The sequence below is a fragment of the Niabella pedocola genome (assembly GCF_021044425.1).
GTDB classification, from domain to species: Bacteria; Bacteroidota; Bacteroidia; order Chitinophagales; family Chitinophagaceae; genus Niabella; species Niabella pedocola.
Genome location: NZ_JAJNEC010000007.1, coordinates 534,271 through 547,980, shown reverse-complemented (window position 1 = coordinate 547,980; position 13,710 = coordinate 534,271). Strand labels below are relative to the sequence as shown.

The following is a 13,710-nucleotide window of genomic DNA, read 5'->3' as shown; positions in this document are numbered from 1 at the left end:
CAGTCCTGGTTTTGTAGCTGAAATAATGTCAGTCGGAGCAGGTATAAGTAGTATACGTCCGGGCGCCGCCTTTTTCTTTTTCCATCGTGTATACTTTTCTGAAATTGCCGTCGGCGTCTTTTTTTAATAAGGCCACACCCGTATTGTATTTCTGAAGGATTAACGCCATCGCGGTTTCCTCTGTGGCTCCGTGCCAGCCTTTTAGTTGATTGATCTCTTCCACCAATGCTTTGGGAAATGTAGGCTGGTACTGCATTTGGTCAAGGGTATTGCGGATGCCCCGTACCCTTGGGAAACGGATGTTGAAAGCTTCCGCGGCTGTTGCATCGACGAGTACCAGCGCATATTGGGTTCCATTGGGCAGCACTATAAATTTCTGGTATTGCCCGTTGTTTGCTTTTGCCTGGTCGATAAAATGATAGAAGTCGCCGCTGGAAGGAGGGCGGTCTTCCGGATGATTGTGCAGGTCGGCAAAACGATGTGCAATAACGGGAACGGTGGCTGTATTTACAGCGCCGTTACTAACGGTTGAGTAAATGACGCTGTCGTTGGACATGCAGCCGAAGGATACCGCGTGTTCCTTTTTATCGGTCGCGGCTCTGGTAATGGCCGCCAGTGCACTGGTGTAAGGAACTTGTTTTGCAAAATGCGTGGCCTTTTCGGCAAGAGCTTTTACTTCCTTACACGGATCCTGCACTGCTGGTGCTGAAGCCGTGGACAGGTGCAGGCAACCTGTAATAAAAGAAAGTGCAGTAATCAGAACGGACAGTAAGGTGCATCTTTTTATGCCGGTGTTATAACCCGTCATACCGACTGCTGGTTTTTCTGCATGTATTCTGCAATATAGCGTTCACTGCTGTCCGGGCTTTGTACAAGTGTTTGAATGATCTTTTCCTGTTCTGCTGTTGTTTTGTTTTGACTGAGCTTTTGTTTGGCCTGGATATCCGTGGCCCGTATCTTAAACGCCACAATACCCTGGCTCATTTTAAATTTAAAATCCTGCGGGAGCTGGTCGTACCGGGTTTTGTAGGCCGCTTCGTAATGCGCAACGGTTTCGTCGAGTATTTGAAAAACCGCCTCTTGTTCGGTGATGAGGCTACCCTTTCCGTAAACATGAACCGATATATAATTCCAGGTAGGTACATTCAGCTCTTTTTCATAATGAAACGGGGAAATATAGGCATGCGGTTCCTGGAATAGCACCAGTACCTGCGCATTGTTCTCAATTTGTTTCCACTGGGGATTGGCTTTGGCAAAATGTGAAATCAATACCAGCGCATCCTGCTCCTGCTTCACAAGAAAGGGCAGTTGTGTGGCAACCGGTAATCCATCCGGGGCAGTTGTAACAATGGTTCCGAATGAAAACCGTTCTATAAAAGAGCGGATGTCACTGTTGCTGGTCATGCGGTTGATCGAAGGAATATACACTGCAGTAAAAAGTTATTGTTGAATAATCGGTAAGGGGTACTGGAACGCCCTTCCCTCAAAGGTAAAGGCTTTCTTTGAATACGGATCTGTTGTGCAGGTGCCGGGGAAATGATTAATTTAGCGCTATGGGTGCACCATGCTACAGGGCCGGAAGTGTATATATAAAGGGCTGCTGTATGCGATGGTTTAAATTTTTATTATGGAACGGCAACATTATTTAGAAGTGCATTATATCAACCGGAGCGGATGGCTGCGTGCTGCGGTGCTGGGGGCCAATGACGGTATCCTGTCTACATCAAGCCTCGTGATCGGTATTGCTGCGGCTACCGACCTGCGCAACCCGATTGTACTGGCGGCGCTGGCGGGTATTGTGGCGGGGGCCTTCTCCATGGCGGCGGGTGAATATGTGTCTGTAAGCTCGCAGTCGGATATTGAAACAGCCGATCTGAAAAGAGAGGAGCAAGAGCTGGCCACGATGCCGGATATCGAATTAAAGGAGCTGGCAAAAATATACGAGGGCCGGGGGCTGGCGCCGGAACTGGCCATGGAGGTGGCGCAGGCACTTACAAATCATAATGCGCTGGAGGCGCATGCGAAGGATGAACTGGGCATCAATGAAATAACGCAGGCCAGGCCCTTCCAGGCGGCCATGGCTTCCGGAGCTTCTTTTATAGCTGGTGGTTTGCTGCCCCTGCTGGTAGCCATTTTTGCACCGGTGAAATACATGGTGGTCAGCGAGTATGTAAGCGCCATCCTGTTCCTGGCCATTGCAGGCATGGTGGCTGCCCGTGCGGGTGGATCCAGTGTTATCAAAGGGATCGTAAGGGTTTGTTTCTGGGGTACGGTAGCGATGGGCGCTGCGGCGCTGGTGGGGTATTTGTTTGGAGTGCAAACGGGATAGAAGGCCGGTTTAATGTTCAATGTTTAAGTTCCAGGTTGGCTACCGTTTTATACCAGATGTCTATTGACCATTCATCATACACCCTTGCCTTTTGGGGACAGGGAGACCAGGGTGATCAAGGAATTTATCAAATATGCAAAACGATTCACCGCCTACGGGTGCTGAAAACTGAACACCGTTCCTGGTTTCAGGTTCAATGTTTCAGGTTAAATCCGTTTTATACCTGATGCGAGCGAACAAATCTGTGATTCCGGACGCAATCTACTGAAGGCTGATTGCTGACCGCTGAAAGCTGAAGCCTATTCCCTCATTTTCACATTTTCAAATTTTCAAATCCCCTAAACCGGGGTTAATCTTTTCCTAATTCGGCTTTGAGGAATCAAATTACGGGATGCTCCCGGTTATTTTTGCTCATAACTAAAATGAGCAACCGATGTCTATGAAAAAATTAACGCTTTTTCTTTTGTGGATGTTTTGTTCCACCGCATTGTTTTCGCAGGTATATAAACTGGAAACGGTGTTTTCCGACAGGGGGCGCACCGATTACCTTTCTTACTGGAAACCGCTTGAAGGCGGGGCACACCAGGAAAAAAAGGATACGTTTTCACTTTGGGGATATCATCTGTATCACGACAACTGGGCAACCGGTGCGTATGAAGTTGAATATTTTAAAGGAAGCGCTGCTGAAATGTATCACCTGTTACAGGAAGTTGCTGCGTTTTCGGAGAAATATGGTAACGAGGATAAAGTGATTACCGAAATCAAAGGCTTGCGTGTTAAAACAGTTAATCAATTAGGCTTCAAGTATACACTGGTGTTTGATAAAGAACGTAAGGTGGCCTGCCAGTTTACCCAGAAGCAATGGAAAAATATCCTGGATCTGTTTGCATCTTATTGCAAAACCAACCAGATCGGTTACAGCAGTAGTTGATGTTTACAATTTGCAGAGGATTTCGGTGGCGGCATTCAGGATATCGTCATTTTTTGCAAAGCTTAACCGCACCTGTTTTATTCCAGGCGGTTTCCGGTAAAAGGCACTCAACGGAATGGTGGCTACCTTGTGTGCTGTGGCCAGCCAGCGGGCAAAGGTTACATCGTCCATATCGCTGATGGCGCTATAATCAAATAGCTGGAAGTAAGTGCCTTTTGACAGGGCATTGAGCCGGAACCGGGAGGGCTGCATCCTGGTTAAAAGCAGGTCCCGTTTGGCCTGCAACATTACCGAAGCGGGCTCCTGGTGCGGCAATAACAGGTATTTAGCGAGGGCGTACTGCGCCGGAGTGTTTACACTAAAACTCAGGTATTGATGAATAGAGCGGAACGCCTCGGTGAGTGCGGGTGCCGCGATTAAAAAACCAACCTTCCAGCCGGTAATATGATACATTTTTCCAAAGGAATATACCGACAGTACTTTGCCTTCAAGCCCCTTTTGAAGAAATCCCGGAAGGTGTTGCTGCCCGTCGTATACAATGGTATCATAGACCTCATCCGATATGACGTAGATCTCCCTGTTGCCAATGATCGAGGCCAGCTGATCCCAATCTGACTGCGTCCATACCCTGCCGGTTGGGTTATGCGGAGTGTTGATGATAATCGCTCTTGTACGCGCCGTAATCGCATCGCTGATCTGTTGCCAGGCGATCTCAAAATGATTCTCTTCCTCAAGCCGGATACAAACCGGAATTCCGCCGTTGATCTCAATAGCCGGTACATAACAATCAAAGGCCGGTTCAAGATAAATCACTTCATCACCTTTGTTGAGTACCGTTGCCAGCGCCGTAAAAATACCATAGGTCGCCCCCGGAGTAACGGTTACCGTGTCCGGAGTGCAAAAATCCGTACGGTACCTGTTGTTAAATACCGTGGCAATGTTTTCCCGCAATTCCAGCAGTCCGGGCATGGGCGCATACTGGTTGAATCCTGCAATGGTGGCTTCTTTCAGCAAATCACTTAAAGCCGGAAATACGGGAAAGTCGGGCAGGCCCTGGGAAAGATTGTAAGCATTTTCTTTCCGGGCCAGCGACGACATGGTGGTAAATATGTTGAGGGCTGCAGCCGTGTGTTTGGGTATAATTGCCATGCTGTTGTTTTAATAAGGAGCTGATCCGTTTACGCCATTCCATTCCTGGTAAAACTGTTCCACAAAGGTTTCCATGAACCGGTGCCGGTCTTCGGCCATTTGTTTACCTGTTGCGGTGTTCATTTTGTCTTTTAACAGGAACAGTTTTTCGTAAAAATGATTGATGGTGGGCGCTTCATTGCTTTTGTATTGTTCCTTGGTGGCATACTGTGCCGGCTTTATAGCAGGATCGTATAATTTCCGGTTCTTAAAACCGCCATAGTTAAACGCCCGCGCAATACCGATGGCGCCCAATGCATCCAGCCGGTCGGCATCCTGTACAATGTCCAGCTCAATGGTTTTATAGTTTTCGGATGTATAGCTTCCCTTAAAGGAAATATGCCGGATGATGTTTTCTACCGCAGTAATAACCGCTGCTGCTACCTGTTCCTTTTCCAGGAATTCCCGGGCAATACGCGGACCCAGGGTTTCATCACCGTTATGGAATTTGGCATCGGCAATATCATGCAGCAGGGCGCCCAGCTCCACTACCAGCAAGTTGGATGTTTCCTGCGCTGCAATATGTTTTGCGGTTTTCCAGACCCGTTCAATATGAAACCAGTCGTGCCCGGCCTCTGCGCCCTGCAGTTGCCGTTGAACAAAAACACGTGTCTTTTCAATTATTTCGTTGTGTGGTGTCATACTAATAAAAATTCCGGAGCAAAGATATTTATTTCGGAACAAGCCCGTGCAAGGCCGGTGCATCTTAATTGTTCATTAAGCAGGGCCACCGATGGTTTGCCGTTGGTACCACTGGTTTCTATGCAGGATTTTGCTGATCTTTTGTACAAGGATCTGCGGTTCTGTATATGCACGCACCCTTAATCCAGAAGGGGTGTAACGCTTACGACATCGGGAGATTGGAGGAATCTAAACCCAGGAGGGTGACATCAGCGATTTTCCCGGTATTTTTCAAATTCCGTATTCCGATTCATAATGCCTGCTGTCTTTCAGGCAAATAATTTAGTTGCGTTTCCCCGGTAATTTAAGGCAGGTGTGTTAATTTTACCCCTTTGCGGGCATAACGGTTATACAACCATAAATACATCATTTCAAAATGGATCTAAAAGAAACGGTAAAAGCTGCCGCAGCGGCAATTAAAGAAGAAGTGACTGGTTTCCGGAGATATCTGCATCAGCACCCGGAACTGTCTTTTAAAGAATTCCGCACTTCGGCATTTATAAAGGAGGCGCTGGATGAGATGGGCATTGCCTGGAAGCCCATTGCAGGAACGGGTGTGCTGGCCGTTATCAAAGGTGCAGGTCCTTCTGAAAAAGTGATTGCGCTGCGGGCTGATATCGATGCATTACCCATCACAGAAGCCAATGCAGTAGCTTACCGGTCGGTGAATGATGGAGTCATGCACGCCTGCGGTCACGATGCACACACCGCATCCCTGCTGGGTGTGGCCCGTATTCTGGAATCGATGAAAGCCAGTTTTTCCGGTACCGTTAAGCTGATCTTTCAGCCGGGAGAAGAAGTGCTGCCGGGTGGTGCGCGGCAGGTGATTGAAGAAGGCGGACTGACCGATCCGCAGGCAGATGTGGTATTGGGGCAGCATGTGATGCCGGCGATTCCTGCAGGAAAGGTAGGCCTGCGCACCGGTTTGTTTATGGCTTCCATGGACGAAATAAAAATAGAAGTATATGGGAAGGGAGGCCATGGAGCGGAACCGCATAAAGGGGTGGATCCGGTGATGATCACCTGTTCCCTGTTGCAGGCATTGCAGCAGGTGGTAAGCCGCAATGCACCGCCGTTGATGCCAACGGTGCTGTCCTTCGGAAAGCTGAAAGCAGATGGTGCGATCAATATCATTCCCGATATGGTGCTTATTGAAGGCACCTTCCGGACACTGGACGAGACCTGGCGCGAACAGGCGCATATCCGGATCAAAGAACTGGCGCATACGCTGGTATCGGGCATGGGCGGCCGGTGCGAGATCGAGATCCGGAAAGGATACCCACACCTGAAGAATGATGAAGCTCTGGGTATGCAGGTGCGTACATTCTTTGAGGAATATGCCGGCCGGGAACAGATCCTTCCCCAGGATATCTGGATGGCGTCCGAGGATTTTGCCTATTACAGCCAGGAGTTGCCGTCCTTTTTCTATCTGCTGGGGGTGCGCAATGAAGAGCGGGATATTTGTTCTGCATTGCATACACCTACCTTCAATATTGATGAGGAGGCCCTGGAGCTGGGAATGGGAGTGATGGCCTATGCTGCACTCCGTTGGCTGGAAACCAAGCAGGATTAATTATTCCAATAACAGGCCCATAAGCAGATTATCTGTAAACCGGCCGTCCGGCTCTTTTATATAATATGGTTGCCGTCCGGCTTCCCTGAATCCCATTTTTCGATAAAGCGCAATGGCGTGTTCATTGGTAGCGTGTACATGCAGCCAGATCGTTTTAAGCGCGCCCTTGGTCCGGGCCCAGTTGATGGCGGTATGCATCAGGGCGGTACCCAGCCCGATTGCCTGCCACTGTTTCCGGATGGCAATTCCCAGCAGGGCATTGTGCCGGATCTTACTGCGGGGTTCCCCACGCAACTGAATATTTCCAATGATCTTATTATTGTACAGTGCAACCAATAGCAGGCTGTTGTCGCTTTCGTTCAGAGAGCGGATCCAGGCCTGCTCCTGTGGCTTTGTAAAATTGAATTCATTAACAGTGGTAATAAAGTGCGGGCTTTCCTGTAAATAACGCCATCCTGCATCCAGCATTCCTGCTGCATCTGCTTTTACCGCCGCTCTTATGGTGACGGTTACGTTATTCTTCAGTGTTACGGTAACCGGATCGATTTTCATACTCAAAATTAATAAGAGCAGGGGTAGGATCATACATTTAATATGATACATTTGTTTGTATGAAATGGCTGATATGGATACGTACGTACAGAACCTGGGTGTTGCTTGGAGCAGTGGCAATCTTTATCAAACTGGTGTCCCTGTTCCCAGGATTTGTTGAAACATATTATACGCGCGGGTTTTATATAATTGTTTCAAAAACCCAGCGGTTCCTGTTCGGATGGATCCCTTTTAGTATCGGGGATATCCTGTATGCCGTTCTGATCCTTTTTTTGATATTTGCCGTTGTCCGCGGCATCCGCAGGCTCTTCCGCCGGCGTAAGCAGGCGATCAAATGGGGCGCTGGTTTTCGCAAGGTATGTTTTGCTATCCTGCTGCTTTATGTTGTTTTCTATGCAGCCTGGGGCCTCAACTACAGCCGCCAGGGAATTGCCGTTCAGTTTGGTCTTCCGGATAAGAAGGTAACGGTGCAGGACCTGGACACGCTGGTGCAGCTGCTGCATAACCGCATGAATCACGACGTAACCTTGTTGCGGGTACAGGACCGGGATTCACTTGCCGATCAGCGATATCTTTTTAAGCAGGCGGAGGAGGCCTATCGCCTTACGCGGAAAGTATATCCTTTTTTAGACAGCCGGCCGGTATCGGTAAAGGGATCGCTTTTTGGCCGGCTAATGAATTATACGGGCGTACAGGGCTATTACAACCCGTTTTCCGGTGAGGCGCAGGTGAATATGACCATCCCGGATTTTCTCCTGCCCTCCGTGGTAACCCATGAAATCGGTCACCAGGCGGGGTATGGAATGGAAAGTGAAGCCAATTTTTTGAGTTTTTTAACCAGCCGGCAACATCCATCCATCCACTTTCAGTATGCCACAGATTTTGTCATGTATGTGTATGCGCGGCGTATGTTATATATGGCGGATTCTGCAAGAGTAAAACAATATGACAGTACCCTGCACCCACAGGTATTGCGGGATATGGCCGCTTATCGCGCCTTTTACGAAAAATACCAGGGAAAGGTAGAGGCCCTCACCAGTTGGGTATACGCCAATTACCTGAAGATCAACAATCAGCCGGCAGGATCCTATGCCTACGATGAAGTAGTGATCTGGCTGGTGGGCTGGTATAAAAAATACGGGAAGCATGCTATATGAAGTTGCAATTGCCGGTAACCGGATGGCCGGGTACATACCCGGGACCTGTTTTTAACGTTTACGCATGCCGGCGAACTGGTTAATCGGCGCCGGTATTTGCCTGGAAACTAGGCGTTGTTTCGTAGTTCTAAAATTTCGCAAAGATTTACCGGCCCTCTTTGATTACGCGGTTCGTTTCTTTAAATTTGATAAAATTTCAGATCAATGGACGTATTGATTCGGAAAGAGCATAGTGCAGATGTAACGGCCATCTCTGCGGTAAACGAAGAAGCTTTTGGGAGGGCAGACGAAGCAAACCTGGTAGATCTTCTCAGAAACAGCAGTGCTTTTGTTCCGGAACTATCGCTGGTAGCAGAAACGAACGGCGCAATCGTTGGACATGTGCTTTTTACCAAAATAAAGATTATTGACAGCTTCAATCATCGCTTTGAGAGCCTGGCGTTGGCCCCCATAGCGGTTCGCAGCTCCTTTCAGCGAAAGGGCATTGGCGCGGCCCTTATACAGGCAGGATTGAATAAGGCCCGGGAAATCGGGTATCTTTCGGTTATTGTACTGGGGCATGAAACCTATTATCCGAAATTTGGGTTTCAACCAGCTTCACGCTGGAATATACAGCCGCCATTTGACGTTCCGGATGAGGCTTTTATGGCCGTGGAACTGGTAGAGTGTGGCTTGAAACAGGTATCGGGTATTGTGGTGTATGCAAAAGAATTTGAGGCCGTTTAACAGGAACGGAGCAGTTACGTTAAAAAGGTACTGCTTCATGAGAAAAGTATGGATATGAAACGCTTGATTGTAGACATGGATGGCGTGCTGGCCGATGTATACAGCCAGTTCAGGAAATATGAGCAGTTAGACCTGGGTATAACGCAGGATGAAGCATCCCTTATCGGAAAAACAGAAAGAGAAGCCTTTCAGCATGTAAGAACCTATGTGAATACCCCTGGTTTTTTTCTGGAAGCGCCGGTAATGCCGGGAAGCATAGAAGTGATGCGGCAGCTAAACCAGCAATACGATCTGTATATTGTTTCTTCGGCCATGGAGTTTCCTCTGAGTTTGTATGAAAAATATCAATGGCTGCAGCAGCATTTTTCTTTTTTGATCTGGGAACAACTGGTGCTTTGTGGTTCTAAAAAGATCGTTTATGGCGATATTATGCTGGATGACCATTTTAAAAACCTCGATCATTTTGATGGAAAAACCCTGCTGTTTTCCCAACCGCATAATATGAAACGCGACCCGGGAAAACATCAGCGGGTGGCGAACTGGCAGGAGGTACAGCTGGTTTTGCTATAAAGCCGGATCTGCTTCCAGGTCGAGGATCACCCGGCGCAATAGTAAAAGTGCCTGCATCGTAGTGATCTCTATATTCTGTTCGCGGTCAAAACGGAGTTGTAGTAATTTGGTAACAACCCGGTCCTGGTTGCCCGCTGCAATCCAGATGGTTCCTACCGGTTTATCCGGGGTGCCGCCGTCCGGCCCGGCAATGCCGGAAGTAGCAACCGCATAGTCGGCGCCCAGCTGTTGTAAAGCACCTTTTACCATGGCTTCTACGGTTTCGCTGCTTACGGCTCCCTGCCTGCGCAGTGTTCCGGAGGGCACTGCTAGCAAGGCTTCTTTAACAAGATTGGAATACGATACGATGCTTCCGTTGTAGTAAGCAGATGCACCGGGTATGCGGGTGATCCAGTGGGCCACATTGCCACCGGTACAGCTCTCTGCAGTGGCCATCGTTTTTTTCCGGTGCAGGAGCAACTGGCCGATGATCTTTTCGATGGGCTCATCTGCCTTTGAAACAAGAATATCGCTCAGCAGGGCCGTCAGCTGATCAAACTGAAAGTTGATTTGTTCGGTTAGTTGTTCCTCCTGCTGTCCCTGTGCGGTGAGCCGCAGTTTTACGGCACCGTAGCTGGGCAGGTAAGCGAGTTTTATATGCCGGGGCAGGGCAGCTTCAAAATCAATCAGCCGCTCGGCCACCATCGATTCACCCAGGCCGGCGGTAAGCGCCGTGCGGTGAATGATAAACGGAAATTTAAAATACTTCAACAGCCGGGGGATCACTTCTTCTACTAATAGTCCTTTCATTTCATGCGGCACACCGGGTAATGAAACAAATACCACATTCCGGCCCTTTACCGTTTTCTCGAACCACATGCCCGGTGCAGATCCGCGGGCATTGTGCAGCACTTTGGCCACGTCCGGTACTTCCGCCTGTTTTTTATTGCGTTCGGCAATCGGTCCGGGCTTGCGGTATACCTCCCGGAACAGGTACTCGATATGTTCGGCTACTTTGGGATCGATCACCATTTTGCCCCCGAAATAGTTGTTTAAAAGCGGCTTGGTGATATCATCAGCTGTAGGTCCCAGTCCGCCGGTAAGTATAACGATCTGTGCCTGCAGAGACTCTTCATCCAGTGCCTTTTCAATGTCTTCGGCCACATCACCCACGGCTACGCGTCTTTTTACCCAGATGCCCTTTTTGTTGAATTCCTGTGCTATAAAAGCACTGTTTGTATCGATGGTTTGTCCGATCAGTAATTCATCCCCGATTGTAATGATAGACGCATTCATAAATTTCTGAGCATTTAGGTTGCAAATATCATCATTCTTCTGTTACCGCATTAAAAACATTGTGCCGCTCTCAGGACCTCCGGTTTGTGTCATCAGCAATCCGTCTTCAGATTCGAGCATGTCGTTTCTTAAGCGATTCTTTTATCATTGCAGCAGATACGCTGATTGTGCCTGTGGTGCTTTGCAGCCATATTTTTAGGCACGATCAGCGCCTGTACCAGGTCTGTACATCTGTGGCCTTAACGAAGCGAAGTTGACGCGCGCATCGGAACCTGAAATATCATACCGGGTACAAACGGGCTCTTTAAATTCCAAATCTGAAGCAACTGGGATAACGCTAACAAGGCTCCGTCATTTCGATCGCAACCTGGCGAAGCGGGTTATTTTAATTGCTTCAATTGTATATTCCTGAAGTCGATGGGCTGTCCTTCGCTTTGCAACGCGATATAGCCCGAGGTCAGGGCCTTGCCATCGATCTTCTGTGCGGGCGCGTACCGGTTTACCACCGGGCCGCCGATCTGGGGTTTTGAATATTGCATCACCGTATCGCCTTCGATGATATGTGTAATCAGTGAGTCGCCGTGTACGATCAGCTCGCCCTTTACCCAAACGCCGGGCGGAAAGGTTTTGGAGGAAGAATTGATACAATGCCGGGTATCCAGTTTACCCTGGTAAAAAATATGGGTGCCCGGGGAACACATATTACCGGTAGTTCTGGGCTGGCCGTCTGCCAAACCAGCCAGTAACTGCATTTCAATGGAGATGGGCCAGTCCTGTTCTTTAGGCATGGTGCGCGGGTCCTGGGAGTGATACATGATGCCGCTGTTTTCAATGGTATATTCGGGCGCATCTGTTCTCCATTCGGATTGCGGAAGGAACCGGTATTCAAATTTCAGGTGATAATGGGACAGGGGTATTTTATAATACAGGTGTCCGTAGCGCTCATTAAAATGATCATAACCATCATAGCGTACCTTGATCATGCCGTCTTCTGCCCGGAATGTGTTGGCATAGTTATCGCCGGTTTCATGATGATGGATCTTTACGATCCAGTTGCTGAGATCTTTGCCATTGAACAGACTGATCCAGCCGTCTTGTTCCGCTGTGCGGCGTGAGCTGGTGCAGCCGTAGAAAAAAACAACTGCAAGAACGAAAAAAGCAAGGGTGGACAAATACTGTTTGGAAAACATACAATGATTTGGATAAAGATAGGGAATTGTATAAAAAAAAGCAGCTGTCTGTGTGCGTAGAGACCCCCCCGCTGCGTTGGGATGTTGCCGGTTATTCTTCCCGGGATGACGGTGATGGGCTATGCATTGAAGCCGCAGTGAGTGACACAAGTAAAGCCGACAGGAGCACCGCCGCCGGTGCTATAAAAATCAGTATTCAAATTTCCGGAGTGTAGGTGCCTTCAGCCAGGCGGTAACCACCACAATGAGGGTCATGCCACCACCAAAGATCACGGAAGGGATGACCCCTAATGCCCGCGACATTACACCGCTTTCAAACTGTCCGAGCTCATTGCTGCTGGTAACAAACATGCTGCTGACGCTGCTGACCCGCCCGCGCATATGATCCGGCGTTAATAATTGCATAACGGTGCCTCTTACCACTACGCTGATGCCATCAAGGATGCCGGATATGAGCAACGCAAAAAATGAAAGCAGGAACCATTTGGAGAGTCCGAATAAAATAATACAAATACCATAACCCGCAACTGCGATCAGCATTTTTTTGCCCTGAGCTTTTTTCATGGGGGCAAAAGTGAGGATCAGTACAATGATAATAGACCCGATATCGGAGGCGGCATTCAGCCAGCCATATCCCACAGGACCGATCTTTAAAATATCGGAAGCAAACACCGGGATCAGTGCTACTGCACCTCCGAAAAGTACGGCAAACATATCCAGTGCCATGGCCGCCAGCAGGGCCTTGGTGCGGAATACGAACCGTAATCCTTCCTGCACACTTTCCCAGGTTTTCTTTTCAATATTTCCTTTATGGGGTGGTTTGGGTTTTAGCTGTGTAAGGATGAGCAGGGCTATAAATATCAGTGCGGCGATCACGATCAGGGTATGGGTGATGCCGGTAAGCGCAATCAGAAAACCTCCCACAGCGTGCCCGGTTACCGAAGCGGAGAGCCAGGTGCCCTGGTTCCAGGTAGTGGCGTTCTGAAGGAGGTGGCGGGGAACAATGGTGGCAATCATCGAATTCAGGGAGGGGCCGGCAAAGGACCGGAGGATGCCTGTAAAAAAGAAGGTGCCGTAAATAAACCAGGTGATATGCCGGATATGCAGCGAATGTTGCGCCGTATCGGTGGAAAGAAATAAGAGAAAACAGGCCGCCAGGAAATAGCCGGTGATCGATTGCAGCAATAGTTTCTTTTTATCGCTGACATCTACTTTATGTCCGGAATACAGCGCCAGGCTCAGTGCGGGGATTACTTCCGAAAGCCCAATCAGGCCGATGGCCAGCGGATCCCTGGTGAGCTGATAAATCCACCAGCCCACAACGGTAGTGATCATACGCATGGCGCATACAAATAAAAAGCGCCCGGTCATCAGGCTCCGGTATTCGGGAATGCGTACCGCTCCAAAGGGGTCATCGGTCACCTGAACGACAGGTTGTTGCTCGTTTTCCATTGCGGTTGCAAAGGTAAGGAAGGGGGGATATTAAATTTTAAATACTAAATTCCAAATATGAACATTCCTATCTCAATTACTAAATT

Annotated in this window: 14 protein-coding genes; 6 read left to right on the top strand and 8 right to left on the bottom strand. The window is 48.8% G+C overall.

The window, feature by feature from the left end; translation table 11 throughout:
- Positions 1-28: 28 nt before the first annotated feature.
- Both LQ567_RS23225 and LQ567_RS23220 read right to left on the bottom strand, forming a co-directional pair.
- Entirely contained in the window at positions 29-808 is a 780-nt protein-coding gene (locus LQ567_RS23225; protein WP_231008276.1) for a hypothetical protein, read from the bottom strand.
- Positions 805-1,428 (bottom strand): FMN-binding negative transcriptional regulator, encoded by a 624-nt coding sequence (locus LQ567_RS23220; protein ID WP_231008274.1) that lies wholly within the window; start codon positions 1,426-1,428, stop codon positions 805-807. Before LQ567_RS23220 ends, LQ567_RS23225 begins: the two co-directional genes overlap by 4 nt.
- A gap of 199 nt (positions 1,429-1,627) precedes the next feature.
- On the opposite strand from LQ567_RS23220, the gene LQ567_RS23215 reads away from it, so the two are divergent.
- Positions 1,628-2,329 (top strand): VIT1/CCC1 transporter family protein, encoded by a 702-nt coding sequence (locus LQ567_RS23215; RefSeq protein ID WP_231008273.1) that lies wholly within the window; start codon positions 1,628-1,630, stop codon positions 2,327-2,329.
- 433 nt (positions 2,330-2,762) lie between these two features.
- Complete coding sequence (locus LQ567_RS23210; protein WP_231008271.1) at positions 2,763-3,260, top strand: hypothetical protein; 498 nt, start codon at positions 2,763-2,765, stop codon at positions 3,258-3,260.
- A gap of 3 nt (positions 3,261-3,263) precedes the next feature.
- Here the strand turns inward: LQ567_RS23210 and LQ567_RS23205 are convergent, their stop codons facing one another.
- Both LQ567_RS23205 and LQ567_RS23200 read right to left on the bottom strand, forming a co-directional pair.
- Positions 3,264-4,409 (bottom strand): methionine aminotransferase, encoded by a 1,146-nt coding sequence (locus tag LQ567_RS23205; protein WP_231008269.1) that lies wholly within the window; start codon positions 4,407-4,409, stop codon positions 3,264-3,266.
- A gap of 9 nt (positions 4,410-4,418) precedes the next feature.
- The gene (locus LQ567_RS23200; RefSeq protein WP_231008267.1) at positions 4,419-5,090 is read right to left on the bottom strand and encodes an HD domain-containing protein; all 672 of its coding nucleotides are present in this window, start codon (positions 5,088-5,090) and stop codon (positions 4,419-4,421) included.
- A 415-nt stretch (positions 5,091-5,505) separates the two neighbouring features.
- Here LQ567_RS23200 and LQ567_RS23195 point away from each other — a divergent pair, with 415 nt between their 5' ends.
- Positions 5,506-6,702 (top strand): M20 metallopeptidase family protein, encoded by a 1,197-nt coding sequence (locus tag LQ567_RS23195; protein WP_231008266.1) that lies wholly within the window; start codon positions 5,506-5,508, stop codon positions 6,700-6,702.
- On the opposite strand, the gene LQ567_RS23190 is transcribed toward LQ567_RS23195, so the two are convergent.
- Positions 6,703-7,254: a GNAT family N-acetyltransferase gene (locus tag LQ567_RS23190; protein ID WP_231008265.1), complete on the bottom strand. Its 552-nt coding sequence runs from the start codon at positions 7,252-7,254 to the stop codon at positions 6,703-6,705.
- 59 nt (positions 7,255-7,313) lie between these two features.
- On the opposite strand from LQ567_RS23190, the gene LQ567_RS23185 reads away from it, so the two are divergent.
- The 3 genes from LQ567_RS23185 to LQ567_RS23175 all read left to right on the top strand — a co-directional run bounded on the left by LQ567_RS23185 (position 7,314) and on the right by LQ567_RS23175 (position 9,707).
- Entirely contained in the window at positions 7,314-8,411 is a 1,098-nt protein-coding gene (locus LQ567_RS23185; RefSeq protein ID WP_231008264.1) for a DUF3810 domain-containing protein, read from the top strand.
- A 204-nt stretch (positions 8,412-8,615) separates the two neighbouring features.
- Entirely contained in the window at positions 8,616-9,137 is a 522-nt protein-coding gene (locus LQ567_RS23180; RefSeq protein ID WP_231008263.1) for a GNAT family N-acetyltransferase, read from the top strand.
- A gap of 54 nt (positions 9,138-9,191) precedes the next feature.
- Positions 9,192-9,707, top strand: coding sequence for a 5' nucleotidase, NT5C type (locus tag LQ567_RS23175; protein WP_231008262.1), 516 nt, complete (start codon positions 9,192-9,194; stop codon positions 9,705-9,707).
- Here the strand turns inward: LQ567_RS23175 and LQ567_RS23170 are convergent.
- The 3 genes from LQ567_RS23170 to LQ567_RS23160 all read right to left on the bottom strand — a co-directional run bounded on the left by LQ567_RS23170 (position 9,702) and on the right by LQ567_RS23160 (position 13,624).
- A complete protein-coding gene (locus tag LQ567_RS23170; RefSeq protein ID WP_231008261.1) occupies positions 9,702-10,982 on the bottom strand; it encodes a CinA family nicotinamide mononucleotide deamidase-related protein in 1,281 nt (426 codons plus the stop codon). The two genes, LQ567_RS23175 and LQ567_RS23170, sit on opposite strands and share 6 nt — an antisense overlap.
- Positions 10,983-11,362: 380 nt before the next feature.
- Positions 11,363-12,172 (bottom strand): 3-keto-disaccharide hydrolase, encoded by an 810-nt coding sequence (locus tag LQ567_RS23165; RefSeq protein ID WP_231008259.1) that lies wholly within the window; start codon positions 12,170-12,172, stop codon positions 11,363-11,365.
- Between the two features lie 189 nt (positions 12,173-12,361).
- Complete coding sequence (locus tag LQ567_RS23160) at positions 12,362-13,624, bottom strand: MFS transporter (RefSeq protein WP_231008257.1); 1,263 nt, start codon at positions 13,622-13,624, stop codon at positions 12,362-12,364.
- Positions 13,625-13,710 lie beyond the last annotated feature (86 nt).